Annotated in this window: 25 protein-coding genes; 16 read left to right on the forward strand and 9 right to left on the reverse strand. The window is 39.2% G+C overall.

The annotated features are described in order from the left end of the window. Positions 1-4 precede the first annotated feature (4 nt). The 12 genes from rplO (at position 5) to rplS (ending at position 7,047) form a co-directional block, all read left to right on the forward strand. The gene (rplO, locus tag ACERCG_RS09025; protein WP_025236911.1) at positions 5-439 is read left to right on the forward strand and encodes a 50S ribosomal protein L15; all 435 of its coding nucleotides are present in this window, start codon (positions 5-7) and stop codon (positions 437-439) included. Positions 440-442: 3 nt separating this feature from the next. Next, a complete protein-coding gene (gene secY, locus ACERCG_RS09030) occupies positions 443-1,762 on the forward strand; it encodes a preprotein translocase subunit SecY (RefSeq protein ID WP_373611702.1) in 1,320 nt (439 codons plus the stop codon). 24 nt (positions 1,763-1,786) lie between these two features. Then, complete coding sequence (rpmJ, locus tag ACERCG_RS09035) at positions 1,787-1,900, forward strand: 50S ribosomal protein L36 (protein WP_006250018.1); 114 nt, start codon at positions 1,787-1,789, stop codon at positions 1,898-1,900. A 138-nt stretch (positions 1,901-2,038) separates the two neighbouring features. Next, positions 2,039-2,395, forward strand: a complete 357-nt coding sequence (gene rpsM, locus ACERCG_RS09040) for a 30S ribosomal protein S13 (RefSeq protein WP_005599322.1) — start codon at positions 2,039-2,041, stop codon at positions 2,393-2,395. A 16-nt stretch (positions 2,396-2,411) separates the two neighbouring features. Beyond that, positions 2,412-2,801, forward strand: a complete 390-nt coding sequence (gene rpsK / locus ACERCG_RS09045) for a 30S ribosomal protein S11 (RefSeq protein ID WP_005705959.1) — start codon at positions 2,412-2,414, stop codon at positions 2,799-2,801. Positions 2,802-2,829: 28 nt separating this feature from the next. Continuing rightward, on the forward strand, positions 2,830-3,456 hold the full coding sequence (gene rpsD / locus ACERCG_RS09050; RefSeq protein ID WP_006250017.1) for a 30S ribosomal protein S4: 627 nt from the start codon (positions 2,830-2,832) through the stop codon (positions 3,454-3,456). 30 nt (positions 3,457-3,486) lie between these two features. Beyond that, entirely contained in the window at positions 3,487-4,476 is a 990-nt protein-coding gene (locus tag ACERCG_RS09055; protein ID WP_373611703.1) for a DNA-directed RNA polymerase subunit alpha, read from the forward strand. Positions 4,477-4,508: 32 nt separating this feature from the next. After that, the gene (gene rplQ / locus ACERCG_RS09060; protein WP_373611704.1) at positions 4,509-4,883 is read left to right on the forward strand and encodes a 50S ribosomal protein L17; all 375 of its coding nucleotides are present in this window, start codon (positions 4,509-4,511) and stop codon (positions 4,881-4,883) included. 179 nt (positions 4,884-5,062) lie between these two features. Next, positions 5,063-5,311 carry a 30S ribosomal protein S16 gene (gene rpsP / locus ACERCG_RS09065; protein WP_373611705.1) on the forward strand — a complete coding sequence of 83 codons (249 nt, stop codon included), beginning with the start codon at positions 5,063-5,065 and terminating at the stop codon, positions 5,309-5,311. Between the two features lie 32 nt (positions 5,312-5,343). After that, positions 5,344-5,871, forward strand: coding sequence for a ribosome maturation factor RimM (gene rimM, locus ACERCG_RS09070; protein WP_373611706.1), 528 nt, complete (start codon positions 5,344-5,346; stop codon positions 5,869-5,871). Positions 5,872-5,915: 44 nt separating this feature from the next. Then, a complete protein-coding gene (gene trmD, locus ACERCG_RS09075; RefSeq protein WP_373611707.1) occupies positions 5,916-6,671 on the forward strand; it encodes a tRNA (guanosine(37)-N1)-methyltransferase TrmD in 756 nt (251 codons plus the stop codon). Between the two features lie 25 nt (positions 6,672-6,696). Next, a complete protein-coding gene (gene rplS / locus ACERCG_RS09080) occupies positions 6,697-7,047 on the forward strand; it encodes a 50S ribosomal protein L19 (RefSeq protein WP_025216474.1) in 351 nt (116 codons plus the stop codon). A gap of 67 nt (positions 7,048-7,114) precedes the next feature. On the opposite strand, the gene ACERCG_RS09085 is transcribed toward rplS, so the two are convergent. The 7 genes from ACERCG_RS09085 to dapD form a co-directional block, all read right to left on the reverse strand. Next, a complete protein-coding gene (locus ACERCG_RS09085) occupies positions 7,115-7,447 on the reverse strand; it encodes a MazG nucleotide pyrophosphohydrolase domain-containing protein (protein ID WP_373611708.1) in 333 nt (110 codons plus the stop codon). Between the two features lie 98 nt (positions 7,448-7,545). After that, entirely contained in the window at positions 7,546-8,742 is a 1,197-nt protein-coding gene (locus ACERCG_RS09090) for a JmjC domain-containing protein (protein WP_373611710.1), read from the reverse strand. A 149-nt stretch (positions 8,743-8,891) separates the two neighbouring features. Then, on the reverse strand, positions 8,892-10,235 hold the full coding sequence (gene accC, locus ACERCG_RS09095) for an acetyl-CoA carboxylase biotin carboxylase subunit (protein WP_373611711.1): 1,344 nt from the start codon (positions 10,233-10,235) through the stop codon (positions 8,892-8,894). A 65-nt stretch (positions 10,236-10,300) separates the two neighbouring features. Next, the gene (gene accB, locus ACERCG_RS09100) at positions 10,301-10,774 is read right to left on the reverse strand and encodes an acetyl-CoA carboxylase biotin carboxyl carrier protein (RefSeq protein ID WP_373611712.1); all 474 of its coding nucleotides are present in this window, start codon (positions 10,772-10,774) and stop codon (positions 10,301-10,303) included. Between the two features lie 185 nt (positions 10,775-10,959). Continuing rightward, positions 10,960-12,951 (reverse strand): LTA synthase family protein, encoded by a 1,992-nt coding sequence (locus ACERCG_RS09105; protein ID WP_373611713.1) that lies wholly within the window; start codon positions 12,949-12,951, stop codon positions 10,960-10,962. Positions 12,952-13,015: 64 nt separating this feature from the next. Then, positions 13,016-13,456 carry a type II 3-dehydroquinate dehydratase gene (gene aroQ, locus ACERCG_RS09110; protein ID WP_373611714.1) on the reverse strand — a complete coding sequence of 147 codons (441 nt, stop codon included), beginning with the start codon at positions 13,454-13,456 and terminating at the stop codon, positions 13,016-13,018. Between the two features lie 60 nt (positions 13,457-13,516). After that, on the reverse strand, positions 13,517-14,341 hold the full coding sequence (dapD, locus tag ACERCG_RS09115; protein WP_373611715.1) for a 2,3,4,5-tetrahydropyridine-2,6-dicarboxylate N-succinyltransferase: 825 nt from the start codon (positions 14,339-14,341) through the stop codon (positions 13,517-13,519). A 146-nt stretch (positions 14,342-14,487) separates the two neighbouring features. On the opposite strand from dapD, the gene ACERCG_RS09120 reads away from it, so the two are divergent. From ACERCG_RS09120 to ftsN, 3 genes are all read left to right on the forward strand, one after another. Beyond that, positions 14,488-15,150, forward strand: coding sequence for a M15 family metallopeptidase (locus ACERCG_RS09120; protein WP_373611716.1), 663 nt, complete (start codon positions 14,488-14,490; stop codon positions 15,148-15,150). Then, positions 15,147-15,899 carry a class I SAM-dependent methyltransferase gene (locus ACERCG_RS09125; protein WP_373611717.1) on the forward strand — a complete coding sequence of 251 codons (753 nt, stop codon included), beginning with the start codon at positions 15,147-15,149 and terminating at the stop codon, positions 15,897-15,899. The genes ACERCG_RS09120 and ACERCG_RS09125 overlap by 4 nt, the downstream gene beginning before the upstream one ends. 123 nt (positions 15,900-16,022) lie before the next feature. After that, positions 16,023-16,889, forward strand: coding sequence for a cell division protein FtsN (gene ftsN, locus ACERCG_RS09130; RefSeq protein ID WP_373611719.1), 867 nt, complete (start codon positions 16,023-16,025; stop codon positions 16,887-16,889). A gap of 118 nt (positions 16,890-17,007) precedes the next feature. On the opposite strand, the gene ACERCG_RS09135 is transcribed toward ftsN, so the two are convergent. Both ACERCG_RS09135 and ACERCG_RS09140 read right to left on the reverse strand, forming a co-directional pair. Further along, on the reverse strand, positions 17,008-18,573 hold the full coding sequence (locus tag ACERCG_RS09135) for an OmpA family protein (protein WP_373611721.1): 1,566 nt from the start codon (positions 18,571-18,573) through the stop codon (positions 17,008-17,010). 170 nt (positions 18,574-18,743) lie between these two features. Beyond that, complete coding sequence (locus tag ACERCG_RS09140) at positions 18,744-19,922, reverse strand: FAD-dependent oxidoreductase (RefSeq protein WP_373611722.1); 1,179 nt, start codon at positions 19,920-19,922, stop codon at positions 18,744-18,746. 107 nt (positions 19,923-20,029) lie between these two features. On the opposite strand from ACERCG_RS09140, the gene ACERCG_RS09145 reads away from it, so the two are divergent. Further along, the gene (locus ACERCG_RS09145; RefSeq protein WP_373611724.1) at positions 20,030-20,365 is read left to right on the forward strand and encodes a hypothetical protein; all 336 of its coding nucleotides are present in this window, start codon (positions 20,030-20,032) and stop codon (positions 20,363-20,365) included. The last annotated feature ends 105 nt before the right edge of the window (positions 20,366-20,470 follow it).

Raw genomic sequence — 20,470 nt, forward strand, 5'->3', positions numbered from 1 at the left:
TAGAATGCGTTTAAATTCTCTTTCTCCAGCTGAAGGTGCTAAGCACAGTGGAAAACGTTTAGGTCGCGGTATTGGTTCTGGTTTAGGTAAAACAGGTGGTCGTGGTCATAAAGGTCAAAAATCTCGTTCAGGCGGACGTGTTCGTCGTGGTTTCGAGGGGGGTCAAATGCCTTTATATCGTCGTTTACCAAAATTTGGTTTTACATCATTAAAATCATTCCATGTAGCTGAAATTCGTTTAAATGACTTAGCTAAAGTAGATGGTAACGAAGTAACTTTAGAAGCATTAAAAGCAGCTAATATTATTACTAAAGATATTTTATCAGCTAAAGTAATTTTAGCAGGTGAAATTGATAAAGCAGTGGTAATTAAAGGCTTACGTGTAACTAAAGGTGCTAAAGCTGCTATCGAAGCTGCTGGCGGTTCTATCGAGGAATAATAGATGGCAAAGCAACCAGGGTACCAAGGTAGTACACAAAAAGGGACTGGCGAGCTTAAATCAAGGTTGTTATTTGTTTTAGGTGCGTTAATCGTTTTCCGAATCGGTTCTTTTATACCTGTTCCTGGCATTGATGCTTCTGTATTATCCGAATTAATTCGACAACAGCAAGGCACCATCATTGATATGTTCAATATGTTCTCTGGTGGTGCTTTAAGCCGTGCATCTATATTTGCACTAGGTATTATGCCTTATATTTCAGCGTCAATTATTATTCAATTATTGACAGCGATTCATCCACCTTTAGCTGAATTAAAAAAAGAAGGTGAGGCAGGTCGTAGAAAAATTAGTAAATATACACGTTACGGCACATTACTATTAGCATTTATTCAGTCTATTGGTATTTCATTAGCCCTACCGAATATGGTACAAGGATTAGTTCCTAATCCAAGTATCTTATTTTATGTAACTTCTGTAATCAGCTTAGTGACGGGAACAATGTTCCTGATGTGGCTAGGTGAACAAATCACTGAACGTGGTATCGGGAACGGTATCTCATTGATTATCTTTGCAGGTATTGTTGCGGATCTTCCAGCAACTATTGGGCAAACAATTGAACAAGCTCGCCAAGGTGAGTTGTCATTTATTGTATTACTATTAGTCGCAATAATTGCGTTTGCAGTAACTTATTTTGTTGTTTTTGTTGAACGCGGACAAAGAAGAATTGTTGTGAATTATGCAAGTCGTCAACAAGGTAGAATGATGGCTCCTGCAAGATCTTCACACTTACCGTTAAAAGTTAATATGGCAGGTGTAATACCAGCAATTTTTGCTTCAAGTATTATTTTATTCCCTGCGAGTATTACTCAGTGGTTTGGTCAAAGTGAAGGTTTTGAATGGTTATTTAATCTTTCGCAACTATTACAGCCAGGACAACCATTGTATATTGTCCTATTTACAATGGCAGTAATTTTCTTTGCATTCTTCTATACGGGAATGCAGTATAATCCTCGTGATACAGCGGATAATCTTAAGAAATCAGGTGCGTTTGTACCAGGTTATCGACCAGGCGAACAAACATCACGCTATATTGATAAAGTAATGACACGTTTAACCTTAATTGGTGCGTTATATATTGCTTTTGTTTGTTTGGTTCCTTATATCATTACGTCATTATGGAAAGTTCCATTCCAATTAGGTGGAACATCTTTATTAATCGTAGTGGTTGTTATTATGGATTTCATCGCACAGGTTCAGAGTCATTTGATGTCTCAACAATATGATTCTGTGTTGAAGAAAGCTAATTTAAAAGGCTTAAATTAATAAGCCCTTAATAAAGGATAAGCAATGAAAGTTCGTGCTTCAGTTAAAAGAATGTGCCGTAATTGTAAAGTAATCAAACGTGAAGGTGTGGTTCGTGTAATTTGTAGCGACCCTAAACACAAACAACGTCAAGGTTAATTTTACGCATATTTCTTGCAAAGAACCCGCTGAGCAGTTATACTGCTCAGCTCATTCGTCCTGATATACTGTTTGAGTATCCTGAAACGGGCTTTTCAAGATCAGTATATCAATAAACTTAAATAATAGGAGTGCATAGTGGCCCGTATTGCAGGCATTAACATTCCTGATCAAAAACACACTGTAATCGCATTAACTGCAATTTACGGTATCGGTAAAACTCGTGCTAAAGCTATTTGTGCTGCAACGGGTATTGCTGAAGATGTAAAGATCAGAGAATTGTCTGAAGAGCAGATTGAAAAACTGCGTGAAGAAGTTGGTAAATTTACTGTCGAAGGTGATTTACGTCGTGAAGTAACTTTAAGCATCAAACGTCTTTTAGACTTAGGTTGCTACCGTGGTTTACGTCATCGTCGTAGTTTACCAGTACGTGGTCAACGTACTAAGACTAATGCGCGTACCCGTAAAGGTCCACGCAAACCGATCAAAAAATAGTCGGAGTAGATAAATAATGGCTAAAACACCAGTTCGCGCACGTAAGCGCGTTAAAAAACAGATTGCAGATGGCGTAGCTCATATCCACGCATCTTTCAATAACACAATCGTTACTATTACTGACCGTCAAGGTAATGCTCTTGCTTGGGCTACTGCTGGTGGTTCAGGTTTCCGTGGTTCTCGTAAATCAACTCCATTTGCTGCTCAAGTTGCTGCAGAGCGTTGTGCAGAAATGGTTAAAGAGTTTGGTTTAAAGAATTTGGAAGTTATGGTTAAAGGTCCGGGTCCAGGTCGTGAATCAACAATCCGTGCATTAAATGCAGCAGGTTTTCGTATCACGAACATTACAGATGTGACTCCGATTCCACATAACGGTTGTCGTCCACCGAAAAAACGTCGTGTTTAATTGACGTTAAAAGAATTGGAGAAAGAAAATGGCAAGATATTTGGGTCCTAAGCTCAAGCTAAGCCGTCGTGAAGGTACTGATTTATTCTTAAAATCAGGCGTTCGTGCGATTGAATCAAAATGTAGAAATAGACTTGATGTAGCTCCTGGTCAGCACGGTGCTCGCAAGCCACGTTTATCTGACTACGGTAGTCAGTTACGTGAAAAACAAAAAGTTCGCCGTATCTATGGTATCTTAGAGCGTCAATTCCGTAACTATTATACTGAAGCAAACCGCTTAAAAGGTAATACCGGTGAAAACTTATTAGTATTATTAGAAGGTCGTTTAGATAACGTAGTTTACCGTATGGGTTTTGCTGCAACTCGTGCTGAAGCACGTCAGCTTGTTAGCCACAAATCAATCGTAGTAAACGGTCGTGTAGTAAACATTCCTTCATTCCAAGTTTCTGTTGATGATGTTGTTGCTGTTCGTGAAAAATCGAAAAAACAAGCACGTATTAAAGCATCATTAGAATTAGCGACTCAACGTGAAAAACCAACTTGGTTAGAAGTTGATGCGACTAAAATGGAAGGCGTATTTAAACGTCGTCCAGAGCGTTCAGATCTATCAGCAGATATTAATGAACATCTGATTGTTGAGCTTTACTCTAAATAATAGTTAGCTTAACCGCAAAGAGAGGAAAAAATGCAGGGTTCTGTGACAGAATTTTTAAAGCCGCACTTAGTGAATATTGAACAAATTAGTTCAACTCGCGCTAAAGTGACATTAGAGCCGTTAGAACGTGGTTTTGGCCATACATTAGGCAACGCACTTCGCCGCATTTTACTTTCATCTATGCCGGGTTGTGCAGTTACTGAAGTTGAAATTGATGGTGTATTACACGAATACAGCAGCAAAGAAGGCGTTCAGGAAGATATTCTTGAGGTATTATTAAACCTTAAAGGTCTAGCGGTAAAAGTGCAAAATAAAGATGATATTATTTTGACACTCAATAAATCTGGAATTGGCCCTGTAACTGCAGCCGACATCACACACGATGGCGATGTAGAAATCGTAAACCCAGATCACGTTATCTGTAATTTAACAGATAAGAATGCGTCAATTAGTATGCGTATTCGTGTACAACGTGGTCGTGGTTATGTGCCTGCATCAGCACGTCTTCATACTCAAAACGATGACCGTCCAATCGGTCGTTTATTAGTTGATGCACGTTTCTCGCCAGTGGATCGCATTGCTTACAATGTAGAAGCTGCTCGTGTTGAACAACGTACAGACTTAGATAAACTTATTATTGAGATGGAAACTAATGGTACATTAGATCCAGAAGAAGCTATCCGTCGTGCTGCAACGATTTTAGCAGAGCAACTAGCTGCATTCGTTGATTTGCGTGATGTTCGTCAACCTGAAGTGAAAGAAGAAAAACCGGAATTTGATCCGATTCTTCTTCGTCCAGTAGATGACTTAGAGCTGACAGTTCGTTCTGCTAACTGTTTAAAAGCAGAGACAATTCACTATATTGGTGATTTAGTCCAACGTACAGAAGTTGAATTACTTAAAACACCTAATTTAGGTAAAAAATCTCTTACAGAGATCAAAGATGTTCTAGCTTCTCGTGGCTTATCACTCGGTATGCGCCTTGAAAACTGGCCGCCTGCAAGCATTGCAGAAGACTAGTTAGGTATAGATTTTCTAAGAAGGAATAGGTTATGCGCCATCGTAAGAGTGGACGTCAATTAAACCGTAACAGCAGTCATCGCCAAGCGATGTTCCGTAATATGGCAAGTTCTCTTGTTGAGCACGAAATCATCAAGACAACTTTACCAAAAGCAAAAGAGTTACGCCGTGTAGTTGAGCCGTTAATTACTTTAGCTAAAGCAGACAGCGTTGCAAACCGCCGTTTAGCTTTTGCTCGTACACGCAACGTTGATACAGTTGCTAAATTATTCAATGAATTAGGTCCACGTTTTGCACAACGTGCTGGTGGTTACACTCGCATCTTAAAATGTGGTTTCCGTGCAGGTGATAATGCTCCAATGGCATACATTGAGTTAGTAGATCGCCCAGAAGTTGCAACGGAATAATCTAAATCAAGATTGAAACAAAACCCCGATAGTAATATCGGGGTTTTGTTTTATCTAATCTTGTATTTTTGCCAAAAATCTGTATAATTTGACCGCTTGTTTTCTCTTTGAGAGCAAGTTCGTTGCCCTCACCTCGAACGAGGGTTTATTTTTTACTATCAATATTTAGAGGAAAGGTTATGGTAACCATTCGTTTAACTCGTGGCGGAGCTAAAAAACGCCCATTTTACCAAATCGTGGTAGCGGACAGCCGTTCACCTCGTGATGGTCGCTTTATCGAGCGTATCGGTTTCTTCAACCCATTAGCATCTGGTCAAGCTGAGCGTTTACGCTTAGACGTGGCTAAAGTTGATGCGTGGATTGCTAAAGGTGCTGATTTATCAGACCGTGTTGCTTCTTTAGTTAAAGAAGCTCGCAAAGCAGCTTAATTTATAAGCCAAAATTAAATAAGTAGGTGAGTATGAGCGAACAAAAAATTGAAGTTGTCGGTAAATTAGGTTCAACCTATGGTATCCGTGGCTGGTTACGCCTCTATTCATCAACAGAACAATCTGAAAGCATTTTCGACTATCAGCCGTGGTTTTTAAAAATTAAAGGCAACTGGCAGCCAGTCGAATTAGAAAGTTGGCGTTATCACAGCAACGATTTGATTGTGAAGTTAAAAGGTACGGAAGACCGTGAAGCCGCACAGTTATTAACGAATGCCGAAATCGGTGTAGATTTATCTGTATTTCCTGAATTGGAAGAAGGGGATTACTATTGGCACAATTTAATCGGCTGTACAGTAGTAAACTTGGAAGGCTACACAATGGGAACTGTAACCGAAATGATGGAAACAGGTTCAAACGATGTATTAGTGGTGCGTACAAACAGCAAAGATGCTTTTGGTAAACAAGAACGATTAATTCCGTTTTTGTACGAACAAGTAGTTAAAAGAGTAGATCTCGCCACCAAAGCCATAACGGTGGAGTGGGACGCTGGTTTCTAACCTCAGGTATGCGGTGAGCATTGGAAAACATTTGAGGCGTTAAGATGTGGATTGGTATTATTTCACTGTTTCCTGAAATGTTTAAAGCAATTACCGATTTCGGGGTGACAGGACGTGCAGTTAAACAAAATCTGCTGCAAGTTGAGTGTTGGAATCCTCGTGATTTTACATTCGATAAACATAAAACCGTAGATGATCGCCCTTATGGCGGTGGTCCGGGAATGTTGATGATGGTGCAGCCTCTGCGTGATGCGATTCACGCAGCGAAAAAGGCGGCATTAGCAGTAGAAGGCGGTGAAGCTAAAGTGATTTATCTTTCACCGCAAGGACGTAAACTCGATCAAACAGGCGTGCAAACGCTGGCTTCAAATCAGAAATTGATTTTAATCTGTGGACGATATGAAGGGGTTGATGAGAGATTGATTCAAACCGAAGTTGATGAAGAATGGTCAATCGGAGATTATGTTCTAACAGGGGGGGAACTGCCTGCAATGACATTAATTGATGCTGTTGCAAGATTTGTTCCGGGCGTATTGGGTAAGCAGGCTTCAGCGTTAGAAGATTCTTTCGCAGAAGGATTACTAGATTGCCCACACTATACCCGCCCTGAAGTATTAGACGGTATGCCTGTTCCGGAAGTGCTGATGTCTGGACATCACGAACAAATTCGCAAATGGCGATTAGAGCAATCGCTTGAACGAACGTGGTTAAGACGCCCTGAGCTATTGGATAGCCTAGCTCTGACTGACGAACAACGCGTGTTGTTAGCTAAAATTAAAAAACAACACAAAATCAGTTAATTCTAGGATTTAGAAGGTTTTCAAAATGAGTAACATCATCAAACAACTTGAACAAGAACAGTTAAAACAAGACTTACCTAGCTTCCGTCCAGGTGACACATTAGAAGTTAAGGTATGGGTAGTAGAAGGTAGTAAAAAACGTTTGCAAGCGTTCGAAGGCGTGGTTATTGCAATTCGTAACCGTGGCTTGCACTCTGCATTCACTCTACGTAAAGTTTCAAACGGCGTAGGCGTTGAGCGTACATTCCAAACTCACTCACCAGTAATCGACACCATTTCTGTTAAACGTAAAGGTGCGGTACGTAAAGCTAAACTTTACTACTTACGTGAGCGTTCTGGTAAATCTGCACGTATCAAAGAGCGTCTTGGCGACTAATTGCTACAAAGCAGTGAAATGCACAAAAGCCTTGAGGAAACTCAAGGCTTTTGTTTTTTACAAGCGATTATTTTCCCACATTTTTTTGCAAATAACGTTTCTCAAATTTTGCTTGGTGGCGTTCGATTACCTCTGCCATTGATATGCCGTATTTATCGGCAAGTACAAATAAGTTATCCATCACATCACCTAGCTCTTCAATAAGATTATCCCTCTTTTGTTGTTGGGAGTTTTCGGTTTCATCAGGTCGTTCACGCCCAATTTCAATCGCTCTTACAGCACAGGCAACCTCGCCGATTTCTTCGGCTAGATAGGTTACTCGCATAAAAGGGCTGCGTTCATACCAACTTTGTTGTTGGTAAAATTCTCGAACCCATTGTTGATATTGCTCAATGTTCACTTCATCCCTCTATTTAAAAAATTAGTAGCGAAATATTTTTAGCTCTTTGATTAGATAAAAAATGTTTCAGAGCGAATAATAATTCGCCCCTACAAACATTATTCCTCTTCTGACAAAGTAATCCAACCACTATCTAACCAATCACATACCGTATCTAAAATGAGTTCTAACTCGGATTGGTCTTGTACTTTAGAAGCTAATTTATTCCACGAAATAGAATCTCCATTTGCGATGCGAATGAGTAACGCCATTTCTGCTTCATTTAGCTCATCAATCCACTCGCCATTCACATAAACCCTCAGAGGGTTTTCAGTATAAATAATTTTCACATTCGCATCTTGTTGCAGCCAACCACCAGCTTCAAGCACTTCTTGCACTTCATCAGGGTAATATTCGTTATCTGTTTGAAGTAATTCATAGCGGCGTGAGCTTACTGCCGTTGCAACGCTGTGCGTGAAAATATCATCAAATTGGTCAGAATTTTGTAAAAGATCGATTAAGTGATGTTTGAACGTTTTCACCATTTTCGGATCTAATAACGCATTTGGCTGCTCATTCGGGTCTAGACGGAATGGAATATGGAATTCAGATGTATTGATTATACCGGATTGCTGCTCAATGGTTTTGCAGAAGTTTTCCAATAGTTCAGTTGCATTAGGGTAACGTAAGCCAAAGGAGAAGGTTAAACCCTGCTCACTTTCTGAAATACCGTAATGCGACATACGAGATGGCACATAAAGTACATCGCCGGGGTTCATTACTTCATCTAAAACTAACTCACCCATATCACCTAAGATACGAATTGGTTGATTCGGCACAAATGAGGTGCTTGGATCACACCATTTACCGAGCTGCCAACGGCGCTGTCCGTAGCCTTGAACGAGGAAAACATCGTATTCGTCATAGTGTCTGTCTACTGTACCACCTAAAGGCGAGCAAGAGACCATAATATCATCACGTTGCCATTGTGGGATAAAGCCGAAGGCTTGCCATAATTCACCAAGTTCGGGCGACCATTGCTCAAGGTTTTGCACCATTACAGACCATTGTTCGGGTAAGTTTTGTAAATCTTCTTCTGCAAGTGGGCTTCTTTTTACCGACCATTTTTCATTTTTACACTCAATAAGGCGGGCAGTAACTTCCTCTTCTAGAGCAAGTTCCATAATATCTTCCGGCTCAAATAGCCCAACAATTTGTGGCAAGCCGTTACGAATTAATAGCGGTCGTTTTTGCCAATATTCACGCAAAAATGTTTCAGGGCTAATATTTTCAGGTAAGCAGAATGGAATGTTCATAAATGCTCCTTGCGATTGTGTTGCTTTAGTTTGTTTAATATTCTACCTGAGAAATCGCAGAAAACGCGAAATTTTTTATGATTTAGCGATATCATTCACATTTTGGGTAAGAAATAATGAAAAAGGCGAACATTGTTCGCCTTTAGGAGTTATTTAAGACCGAGTTTTTTCTCTAAATAATGGATATTTGTGCCACCTTTACGGAATTCGGTATCAGAAAGAATTTGCGTGTGCAGTGGAATATTCGTTTTAATTCCATCAACAATTGTTTCAGATAACGCATTTTCCATACGACGAATAGCAATATCACGATCTTCTGCAAAAGTAATAAGTTTGCCAATCATTGAATCATAATGTGGCGGTACGCTATAACCTGAGTAAATATGAGAATCCCAACGAACACCTAAACCACCCGGCGCATGTAAACGTGTGATTTTACCCGGAGATGGTAAGAAAGTCTGTGGATCTTCCGCATTGATACGGCACTCAATAGCATGACCTTTCACTTTAATATCTTCTTGTTTGATAGAAAGTGGTAAGCCAGCTGCAACACGCAGTTGCTCTTTTACTAAGTCCACACCAGTGATCATTTCTGTAACAGGGTGTTCTACTTGTAAACGAGTATTCATTTCAATGAAATAGAACTCGCCGTTCTCATATAAGAACTCGAATGTACCTGCACCACGATAGCCGATTTCACGACAAGCATTTGCACAACGTTCACCGATGAATTTACGTAACTCTTCTGTAATGCCCGGTGCCGGAGCTTCTTCCACTACTTTTTGATGGCGGCGTTGCATTGAGCAATCACGCTCTGCTAAATAAACCGCATTACCGTGTGTATCAGCAAGCACTTGAATTTCAATATGGCGTGGGTTTTCTAAGTATTTTTCCATATAAACCATATCGTTATTGAATGCAGCTTTTGCTTCAGCCTTGGTCATTGCGATAGATTCTTCCAAATCTTTTTCGTGATGAACTACACGCATACCACGACCGCCACCGCCGCCAGAGGCTTTGATGATCACTGGGTAGCCAATGCGTTTCGCAATTTCTTTGTTTTTTACAGGATCATTACCCACAGGGCCATTAGAACCAGGTACACAAGGAACACCTGCTTTTTTCATCGCATTAATCGCAGATACTTTATCGCCCATTAAACGGATTACGTCAGCGGTTGGGCCGATAAACACAAAACCCGATTTTTCAACTTGTTCTGCAAAGTTGGCATTTTCAGATAAGAAGCCATAACCGGGGTGAATTGCATCTGCATTTGTAACTTCTGCTGCCGCAATAATCATTGGGATATTTAAGTAACTTTTTACAGAAGGTGCAGGACCAATACAGATGGTCTCATCTGCTAATAAAACGTGTTTTAATTCACGATCTGCGGTTGAGTGAACGGCAACCGTTTTAATGCCTAATTCTTTACAAGCTCGTAAAATGCGTAGGGCAATTTCGCCACGGTTTGCAATAACAACTTTTTCTAACATTGGGAGCTTCCCTTGAAGTGAATTGGTTGAAAAGATGCCCCTATTCGTCATAAGGGCAAACTAGATTATTCGATAATGAATAATTTCTGGTCGAACTCTACTGGTTCGCCATCATTAACTAAAATTTCTTTAACTACACCAGCTTTATCTGATTCAATGCGGTTCATCATTTTCATCGCTTCAACAATACAGAGTGCATCGCCGATTTTCACGGTTTGACCCACTTCCACAAAGGCTTTCGCATCTGGGCTTGGGCTGCGGTAGAACGTACCGACCATTGGAGAACGCACCGCGTGTCCGCTTACTTGTTCAGTTGCTGCATTAGATGGGAAAGCAGCTGGTGCGGCAGGTTGTGGAGCGGCAGCCGTAGGAGCAGATGCTGCAACAGGGGCTGCTGCATATTGAACCGCAGGAGCGGCAACAACGGCTGGTGCAGCACGGCTAATGCGTACTGTACCTTCTTCTTCAGACACTTCTAATTCAGTAATGCCAGACTCTTCAACTAATTCGATAAGTTTTTTGATTTTGCGAATATCCATAATAAGATTCCGTATGTGATTAATTAAAAAAATAGAACTCTGCATTTATAGATAAAAATAAAAATGCAGAGCTAAAAATTCTGTGCGTAGAATACCTGAATTTCGCTAATTTTGCGAATAAAATCTGATAATTTTGGCGAAAATGGACGATTTTTGCATTCATCGTACCAGTTCAAGTTTACTCCCTAAGCAGCTCTTTCGTTATGGCTATAACCTTTCGTTAAGTAATTAATTTGCCATTTATTGAATGCTTTGTAAGCTAAAATTCTATCGTATTCTGTATCGGATAATTCTTTTTCATCTTTAATAAGCAGATGATGTTTTTCATCCCAGCTGTATTTAATGAAAGGTTGTGTAGTTAAATCAATGACACCGGAGCGATTCGCCCAAACATCCGGATGAAAAGCAAAATATGTCTCGCTGACTTTCGATAATAAATTTTCACCGCCACAATGTAAGTATTCTGCTTCAGAAAGACTTAAATGATAAAGTGTTGGCATAATATCTTTATGCGAACCGAGCTTCATTGGTGAATAATCAATATCAAGTTGAGTTTGAATGCTATCAGGAACGCTTAAGATAAAAGGAACAGAATGTGCCATAAATATTTCTTTTGGAAACTGATGTTTCATACCTCTGATATGATGATCTCCAGTTGCTGCAATAATAGTATTATTTTTTTTATCACTAGATTTTATGTTAGAAATAAAATCGCCCAAAGCATTGCAAGCATATTGGAAACTTTGCAAAATATTGCGTCTTTCATTTTCATTGTCACCAAATTTATTCTCAAAAACTGATGGATCTACTATATTCGGTATGTAGGTTTTAGGTGCTTTATATGGTGGATGATTGGTAATTGTGAGAATATTAATAAATAATGGTTCACGAGCAGTTTCTAATAATTCTTCTGCCAATTTAAATGCAAATTCATCCGCAACCCCCCAATAAGAAAGAGTTTCTTTTGCTTGTGGATATTTATCTATTAAATTATTTTGATCGTATAACTCATCAACACCTTGTAAGGGTAAATAGTTCGCAAGATTTCGCCACATCATATTTCCGGCGGAAATAAATACGGTTCTATATCCTTGCTTTTTATAGACTAAAAAAGGTGTTTCTTTAAGTTCTATATTTTGAACAATAGATTGTGTAATTTCTTGGTATGGGCTATGGAAATAGATTGATGCGAGTGTGCTCATTGTGCCATTTGAAGCAGACAGAAATCGTTTAAAAACAAATTCTGTATCAATATAGTTACGCAGAGAACCGAGTAAATCATTCTTATTTGGATCATCAGTAATGAGTCCATTATTACCAAAGCTCTCCATAATAGCGAGCACAACATTTGGTTTGTGATTTTCTAACCATTCATTTTTAATTGTTTTTGAGTATAATGTTTTTTGAGCAAGTGCAGTTTGTAGTAATTCTTCACCGTCAACTTTGTTCACCTCTTCAAAGCTCACATTACGCTTTCTGTCTTGAAATGCCCAGCGAATAGCCAAAATACCATTTGGCACCATTTTATTAAGAATAGTGAGAGAAGATATTTGTGCGTGGATTCTTCCTAGAGGTTTAGAGTTTATTGTTCCACGAATGGCAAAAAACATAGCAACTAAAATAGTAATAAATAGCAATGTGCCTAGCCAGTGATTTGATGCTATAAATGTGGTGTCAAATTGATAGATAAAATAAGCAGGTATTAAACTCAGAATAACACTAATAAGAATAATTGCTAAAACAGGATAATCATCAATGATATTTTTTAATACAGCTTGGGTATCCTCTTCGATTAAACCAAAAATGAAAACATCATAATAATTATTGTACGTTTTAAAATAATAGATGTTACAAATAATGGTAAGAATAATAGAAAAGCCCACCAAAAAAGTATAGCCTGAATAGCCAACAAGAATGCTTTTCGCTGAATAGAAGAATGAGCAAATGGCAGAGATTAAAAAAGGAACTATTAAAAATAATGCAATAATTTTTAAATCAAAACGCAAGCCTAAATTTCGCATTCTTTTGATGAATGTATTATTTTGTGGTGCGTTAAGAATGCTCTTTTCAACAAATTTTCTTATCATTACTTCTCTGTTAATAAAAAATATTATCGTAAAGTAAGAAAACAGTCCTAAATGAAGAAGGGATAGTGATAAAAGCGAGAGTTTATCCATTAAAGTAAACAACCTTGATATAATAATTAAAATGATAAATAGATAAAATTGTGTAGAGCATTTCTTAATAATGCTCTAATGAGGTTATGGCAAAATCCAACGCATATTCATAGCCTTTAATTCCCAAGCCACAAATAACGCCTTTTGCTACATCACTTAGATAGGAGTGATGGCGGAAAGGTTCACGGCTATGTACATTAGAAAGGTGTATTTCAATAAAAGGAATTGAAACGGAGAGCAACGCATCACGAATGGCAACACTTGTGTGGGTAAATGCCGCAGGGTTGATAATAATAAAATCCGTATTTTGAAAGGCTTGATGAATGCGGTTGATAATTGGCTCTTCACCGTTTGCTTGGAAGCAGTCTAATTCAATCCCTTGCGATGCGGCTAAGGTTTTTAGATGATTTTCAATATCCGCTAAGGTTTGAGAACCATAAATTTCAGGCTCACGTTTACCAAGCATATTCAGGTTTGGGCCATTAAGAAGTAGGATTTTTTTCATTTTTTCTCCTTACAAGCGGTAAAAAAATCCCCCATTTTTGCAAAATGGGGGAGCAATCAATTACTCGTCAATAGAACGAAGTAAATCGTTTAAGCCCACTTTGCTTAGCGTTTTCTCGTCTACTTTTTTCACGATTACCGCACAGTAAAGGTTATGTGAACCATCTTTTGACGGTAAAGAACCTGAAACAACTACAGAACCAGCAGGTACACGACCGTAGTGGATTTCACCTGTTTCACGGTCATAGATTTTGGTTGATTGACCGATAAACACGCCCATTGAGATTACGCAGTTATCTTCAACAATCACACCTTCAACGATTTCAGAACGTGCACCGATAAAGCAGTTATCACCGATGATAGTTGGGTTAGCTTGTAACGGCTCTAACACGCCACCAATACCTACGCCACCTGATAAGTGAACATTTTTACCGATTTGAGCACAAGAACCCACAGTTACCCAAGTGTCCACCATTGTGCCTTCGCCAACGTATGCACCGATGTTTACGAATGATGGCATTAACACCACATTTTTCTCGATGTGAGAACCTTTACGCACCACCGCACCCGGCACCGCACGGATACCGTCTGCTTTGAACTGCTCTTCGGTGTAGTTGCCGTATTTGGTTGGCACTTTGTCGTAGAATTTAGTTTCTGCACCGTCAATGATTTCATTGTCAGCGATACGGAATGAAAGCAGAACCGCTTTTTTCACCCATTGGTTTACTACCCACTCACCATCTTTTTTCTCAGCTACACGAAGAGAACCGTTATCTAAACCTGCGATAACTTGCTCAACTGCTGCTTTAGTTTCAGCGTCCACTGTTTTTGGGGTGATTTCAGCTCGGCGTTCAAATGCTGCTTCAATAATTGCTTGTAAAGACATTGTTGTGTTCCTTAACGACTAAATTAAAAGTAAAAATTCGGCTCACTTTTTAACATAGAAAGGCGTTTATTTCCACAAGAAAAAACATATTGAATCAATTTAGTTTATAATCTTAACCCATTGATTTTATACAAGCGGTCATTTTTGTGGAAAAATTTGCAAATCTATTAACGGGTAAAACTCGAGAGCATTTAGTGGCATTGCCGAATTCTCTTTCTGATAAACATTGTCTTCAGCCTGAAGTGGTTGAAGCCTTTTTAGCCTTGCAGAAGGCAGCAAAAGAAGCAGGTTTTAATCTGCAGCCTGTCAGCACCTTCCGTGATTTTGAACGCCAAAAACTGATTTGGAATGCGAAGTTTAATGGCGAGCGTAAAGTTCACGATGATAATGGTGTTGCGATTGATATGGCTGTGTTATCTGATGTCGAAAAATGCAAAGCAATGTTACGTTGGTCTGCGGTGCCGGGAGCGAGCCGCCATCATTGGGGAACGGAAATTGATATTTTCGACCCTGATTTACTTCCCGAAAATACCCAACTTTTACTTGAGCCTTGGGAATATTTAGCAGGCGGTTATTTTGCCGAACTCACAAAATGGTTACAGCTTAATGCCGAACAATTTGGTTTTTACTTCCCATTTGATGGTACTCACAATCGAGTGGGTTTTGAGCCTTGGCATATCAGCTATCGTCCCATCTCAAATGAATATGAAAAATTATTTAGCGATGAAATTTTAAAGTCAGCTTGGCAAGATGAAGATGTGGCTGGTAAAGCCTGTTTGCTTACTCATTTCGATGAATTATTAAAATGATCCAATTAATTAACGAAACGCAAGATAACGACAAATTCCAACAAATTTGCGACAAATGGCAGCTTGTTCACAATGCGGAGAGCATATTAGCCCTTGTATTAACTGATGAACGCTTAGAATTACGCAAATTAGATGAGCCAAAATTAGGGGCGATTGCCGTTAATTTTGTTGATGGCACAATGGCACATCGCCGCAAATTTGGTGGTGGAAGAGGCGAAGCTGTAGCAAAATCAGTCGGTATTAAAGGCGACTATTTACCCACGGTAATTGATGCCACTGCAGGCTTAGGGCGAGATGCCTTTGTATTAGCTGCGGTGGGGTGTAAGGTGCTATTGGTTGAGCGAAACCCCATTGTGGCGGCTTTGTTGGAAGATGGGCTAAATCGGGCTTATCAAGATCTGGAAATTAGCGAATTTATGCAAGAAAGAATGATTTTAGCTGATGTTCGTAACATATCGCAGCTTGATCCGACATTGCACGGTGCTGATGTGGTTTATTTAGATCCGATGTATCCGCATAAACAAAAAAGTGCGTTAGTCAAAAAAGAGATGAGAGTGTTCCAGCATTTAGTAGGGGCTGATTTGGATTCTGATAATTTCTTTGAGCCTGCAAAAGCATTAGCCAAAAAACGTGTGGTGGTGAAACGCCCTGATTATGCCCCATTTTTAGCGGAACAAAAGCCAGATTTTTCACAGACTACCAAAAATCATCGCTTTGATGTTTATCTTTCACATCTCAAAAATGATTAACTAGGATCCAGATCGAATTTTACAAAACTTTAATTGAAAAATGATCTTATGCGATAGGCAAGCGGTTATTTTTACAGTAAAATTTGCAAATTATTTTATCTTTAATTTTAGAGGGCGTTTATTGTGCCACAACGTGATTATGTTGCTCGTTCAAACGAGAAAAAAAGTAAAAAAACACAAAAAGAGAGTAATTTAAAGAAGGTTTTGATCCTGATTATTGGGTTAATTTTAGGTTGCGGCATTGCTTTATGGCTGTTAAAAGTCAATGCGCCGGCTCCTGCAGTACCTAATACTGTACAGCCAGCTCAACAGCAGCCAAAAAGTCAATTACCAAGCAGACCGGAAGAAAGCTGGAGCTATATCCGTGATTTGGAAACTCGTACCGTAATTACCGATAACAGCCAAACATCTCAAGAGCGTTTAGCTCAATTAACGGCGGAACAAAAGAAACAAATTGAAGAAAGACGTAAACAAGAAGAAGCTCGTTTAGCTGAGCAAGCTCAGCAAAATCCAACATCAACGACAGCTGAAACGGATACTACGAAAGTTCAAGAACCGCAATTAACTGATGAAGAGTTAGCGGCTAAAAAGGCAGAAGAGCAGGCTTTAGCTCAAAAGAGAGCAGAGGAAAAGCATAAACAGGCAGAGCTGAAAAAACAGCAAGAAGCTAAAAAAGCGGAGCAAGCTAAGTTAGCAGAAGAAAAAGCTAAAAAAGAGCAGCCTGCTAAAGTTGTAGCAAGTGCTGCAACACCGGCAGATAAAGCAGGCAATCAGGCAGGTAAATTCGGCTTACAATGTGGGGCATTCAAAAATAAAGCTCAAGCAGAAAATATGCAAGCACGTCTTGCAATGGCAGGATTTAATGCAAGAATTGCAAGCAGTGCAGATTGGAACCGTGTTTTTGTCGGCCCGGTTGGTGATAGAGCAGCTGCATCAAGAGCACAATCAAATGCTCGTAGTGTGGCAGAATGTGTGATTGTTGCGATGTAGGATGATTTAAGCTAAAGGAGGAATCATTATTCCTCCTCTCTTTTTGCTATTACTGATGAAAAAAGCGAGATAAACATAATTGTTTTATCTCGCTTTCATTTTTTATGTTAGTTATAGATTATCGTACGTTAAACTCAATACGACGGTTTCTCTTACGACCTTCTTCAGTGCTATTATCTGCAACCGGATTATCTTGACCGTAACCTACCGCAGTTAATGATTCAGCAGGAACGCCTTGTTTGATTAAGTAATCACGCACTGATTTTGCACGCTGTTCTGATAATTGTTGGTTTGCTGCTGCATCACCTACGTTATCGGTGTAACCCGAAATTTCGCCAGTACGTTTGTTTTCAACAAAGTATTGTGCTAATGCATTTAAACGACGGAAATAACGTGGATTAATTTCAGATGATGCTGTTGCAAACATAATGTCTAAGTCTAATTTTGATAAAGACATATCGGCAAGTACTTCCGCTTCAGGTTCATTTACGTTTACTTTATCTGCATTTACCGTAAATAAGCTGCCTAATAATGCTTTTGCTTTTTCTACTAAGCTCGTTTTTGCATCTTCGCTATTTACTTCACCGACTAGGTTTAATACTTTATCTGCAAACGCACCATTTACACCAGGGAATTCTTTGAATAAATCAGCTAAACCAGAGAAGTTGTTGAAGCTGAATTTATCTGCTGTTGCATCAACCGTTAATTTATCTACTAATGGTAAACCGGCTGCTAAACCTTTGAATGCATCTAAGATACTTGCTTTAATACCATCATTTTGAACTGTACCGGATACAGTTAAGTCTTTATCTGTTTTTTCCCAAGCAAGATTGCCTAAACCATCAGATACTTTTACTGTTTCAGTTGCCGGAACTTGAGCTGCCGGGGTTGTTTGGGCTGCTGGAGCATTCGCAGTTGTTGTAGTACCTTTATCTGAACAGCTTTTAATACCGAATAAGGCAGCTAAGATAATACCTGCACCGATTAACCACTTGCTTAAGCTAGATGATTTAGCTGGTTCAGTTTTTACTGTCGTTGTTGTAGAGGCCGGTTTTGCTGTTGCTGTATGTGCTGTAGCTGCTATTGAAACAGTACCTACTTTAGCAACATTGCTTAATACATCGCTGAATGATTTATTTGCAAAACCTAATGCTGCTAACGCTCCAGTATCTAATTCATTTGAAACGGCTCTTGTTTGCTCAGCTAATAAATTAGTGAAATTGTTTAAGCCAAAGCCACTCGAAATCTTATCTTTAAAGAAAGAAAAAACGATTGGTAATAATAAACCTAACATACCTTTAGATATAGTAGGGTTAGTATTTGTGCTGGTTGCTAAGTGGCTTGCAACAACATCTGTACGATCACCAAACAAGTTAGGTAAAATATTTTTACCTAGCTCAAATAAGTTACTCAAATTATTGTTGTTAGTAGCAATATCGGTTTTACCCATTACGATATCTAATGGATTACTTTGTAGGTTGGTATTTCTAATGAGATTAAATAAGTCGTTTGCACCTTGAGTGTTACTTGCTTTTTGGCTCATACCTCCCAAGATCAAAGATAAACCTTTAGTTAAAAGACTATCGCCTGTTTCATTTGTTACGCCAAACTGTTTCCCTACCTGGTTAAGTATTAATTCTCGAACCGGGCCATTTTGTAATAATTGATTTAAATTGAAATTCATTAGTTTTTAGTTCCTTATTTATAGAGTGAACGAATTTACATAAGTTAATTCATTAAACTTATGGAAAAGATAATTATAACGTTATTTTAAAATTAAAAATGGCAATCTTTTACATATTTACAACATATTACATATTAGCTATGAATTGTAAAAAAGAGAAAATTTTTGAACTAAATACCAATCGCATATTTCAACGCCTGCTTTTTAATTGGCGTAGCTTTTTCAGCAATAACTAATCCTAAATTACGAGCAATTTTTAGCGGCAGAAGTTCGGTTTTAAACGCTTTGTAGAAGATATCCATACCTGTTTGCATTAGCAAATTGTCGGGTTTACGTTTTTGTTCATAACGTTTTAGCACTGTTTCACTTGCAAAATTTTCACCTTTTTTGACCGCTTGTTCCAGCACCTCTAGCAATGCTTTTACATCTTTAAAACCTAAATTCACCCCTTGCCCTGCGAGTGGATTAATGGTGTGAGCTGCATCACCCACTAATACCACACCGTTTTTTACATAATGTTGAGCGTGCTGGCGAGTTAGCGGAAATGCCCCTGTGGCTTGCACTTCAATATTCCCTAATTCGTGTAAACGAGCAGGAAATTCACGCTGAATTTCTTGGGTCAGCTTTTCTTTGGAAAGGGATTTTAAGGCTGCGATACACTGTGGAGAATCATACCAAACCACACAACCATTATTGCCTGAAAGCGGTAAAAAAGCTCGAGGGCCACTCGAATAGAATTGTTGCCAAGTGGCTGTTGGAACGGATTTTTCAGTTGTGATAGTTGCAAGCAAACAGTGTTGGCGATATTGCCAGCTCGTTAAACCAATGCTGGCCCATTGGCGGGCTTGAGAGTTTGCTCCATCTGCGGCAATGATAATAGGAGCGGAAAAAGTTTGGTTATCAACTTGAATTTGCCATTGGTTTTCTTCTCTTTTTGCAAAAATTTTCTCAAATCCGACCGCTTGCACGCAGTTTGGAAATTGCTTTAACTGCTCCCATAACGCAATTTGGATTAAGTTGTTTTCGACCATATCGCCAAGTTTTTCCAAACCTAAATCAGCAGCTGAAAATAGCGTGTTGAAGCCCTCAATTTCCCACGTTTCAAGTTGGGTATAAGGGCAAGTTCTCATTGCGGCAATTTGCTCCCACACGCCTAATTTTTCCAACAACTGAATTGAGCCCATACTGATGGCGGAAATGCGTAAATCGTAAGCAGAATTTGCCTCAAAAGTCGGGAGCGGATTTTTCTCTAGCAGAGCTAACCTAACCCCCTGTTTGGCTAATCCTAACGCAGTAGCCGCCCCAATCATACCGCCACCAACCACAATTATATCCAATTCAGTGTTCATTTTTCTTTCCTCTTAAATGAGCTGATATACGCCTGAAACGCCTTGAATTGTATTGCATTTCAGATTAGGATAAAACCGATTTATTCGTTTATTCAAAGGAGTATTTTATGTCTTGTAAAACCCACCCACATCACGACCACGAACACGGCGAAGGTTGTGGTCATACTGCAATCAAACATAATGACCATATCGATTATTTACACGACGGGCATCTGCACCATAAACACGGCGATCACTATGATGAACACGTTTTAGAAGTGAATGAAACCAACCCTGCGGAGTGCAATGCTGTGCATTGTTGTGGCGACCACGTTCACGGCGAGGGCTGCGGACATGAAGCTGTGCCACACGGCGACCATATTGACTATATTGTAAATGGTCGTTTACACAATCAGCACGGCGATCATTGCGACGATCACGGGCCGGTTGAAATTGTGAAATAAGGCTATTTTGTGGGAGGTTTTTGCCTCCCACAAACTATTTTTGCGATCTGGCTCGAAAATTTGAATCTTTTTCCTACCTACTTTTCCGCTTTCCTTTTATCCTCA

It is taken from the genome of Mannheimia sp. E30BD, from assembly GCF_041807785.1.
Lineage (GTDB): Bacteria > Pseudomonadota > Gammaproteobacteria > Enterobacterales > Pasteurellaceae > Mannheimia.

Bases quoted from the DNA above. Each gene is read 5' to 3' on its own strand.
- rplO (WP_025236911.1), top strand. From the start codon at position 5: ATGCGTTTAAATTCTCTTTCTCCAGCTGAAGGTGCTAAGCACAGTGGA.
- ACERCG_RS09125 (WP_373611717.1), top strand. From the start codon at position 15,147: ATGATCCAATTAATTAACGAAACGCAAGATAACGACAAATTCCAACAA.
- ACERCG_RS09105 (WP_373611713.1), bottom strand. From the start codon at position 12,951: ATGGATAAACTCTCGCTTTTATCACTATCCCTTCTTCATTTAGGACTG.
- accB (WP_373611712.1), bottom strand. From the start codon at position 10,774: ATGGATATTCGCAAAATCAAAAAACTTATCGAATTAGTTGAAGAGTCT.
- rplS (WP_025216474.1), top strand. From the start codon at position 6,697: ATGAGTAACATCATCAAACAACTTGAACAAGAACAGTTAAAACAAGAC.
- rpsK (WP_005705959.1), top strand. From the start codon at position 2,412: ATGGCTAAAACACCAGTTCGCGCACGTAAGCGCGTTAAAAAACAGATT.
- aroQ (WP_373611714.1), bottom strand. From the start codon at position 13,456: ATGAAAAAAATCCTACTTCTTAATGGCCCAAACCTGAATATGCTTGGT.
- ACERCG_RS09145 (WP_373611724.1), top strand. From the start codon at position 20,030: ATGTCTTGTAAAACCCACCCACATCACGACCACGAACACGGCGAAGGT.
- accC (WP_373611711.1), bottom strand. From the start codon at position 10,235: ATGTTAGAAAAAGTTGTTATTGCAAACCGTGGCGAAATTGCCCTACGC.
- rpsP (WP_373611705.1), top strand. From the start codon at position 5,063: ATGGTAACCATTCGTTTAACTCGTGGCGGAGCTAAAAAACGCCCATTT.
- ACERCG_RS09135 (WP_373611721.1), bottom strand. From the start codon at position 18,573: ATGAATTTCAATTTAAATCAATTATTACAAAATGGCCCGGTTCGAGAA.
- ACERCG_RS09140 (WP_373611722.1), bottom strand. From the start codon at position 19,922: ATGAACACTGAATTGGATATAATTGTGGTTGGTGGCGGTATGATTGGG.
- dapD (WP_373611715.1), bottom strand. From the start codon at position 14,341: ATGTCTTTACAAGCAATTATTGAAGCAGCATTTGAACGCCGAGCTGAA.
- rpmJ (WP_006250018.1), top strand. From the start codon at position 1,787: ATGAAAGTTCGTGCTTCAGTTAAAAGAATGTGCCGTAATTGTAAAGTA.
- rpsD (WP_006250017.1), top strand. From the start codon at position 2,830: ATGGCAAGATATTTGGGTCCTAAGCTCAAGCTAAGCCGTCGTGAAGGT.
- rimM (WP_373611706.1), top strand. From the start codon at position 5,344: ATGAGCGAACAAAAAATTGAAGTTGTCGGTAAATTAGGTTCAACCTAT.
- ACERCG_RS09090 (WP_373611710.1), bottom strand. From the start codon at position 8,742: ATGAACATTCCATTCTGCTTACCTGAAAATATTAGCCCTGAAACATTT.
- trmD (WP_373611707.1), top strand. From the start codon at position 5,916: ATGTGGATTGGTATTATTTCACTGTTTCCTGAAATGTTTAAAGCAATT.
- rplQ (WP_373611704.1), top strand. From the start codon at position 4,509: ATGCGCCATCGTAAGAGTGGACGTCAATTAAACCGTAACAGCAGTCAT.
- ACERCG_RS09055 (WP_373611703.1), top strand. From the start codon at position 3,487: ATGCAGGGTTCTGTGACAGAATTTTTAAAGCCGCACTTAGTGAATATT.
- secY (WP_373611702.1), top strand. From the start codon at position 443: ATGGCAAAGCAACCAGGGTACCAAGGTAGTACACAAAAAGGGACTGGC.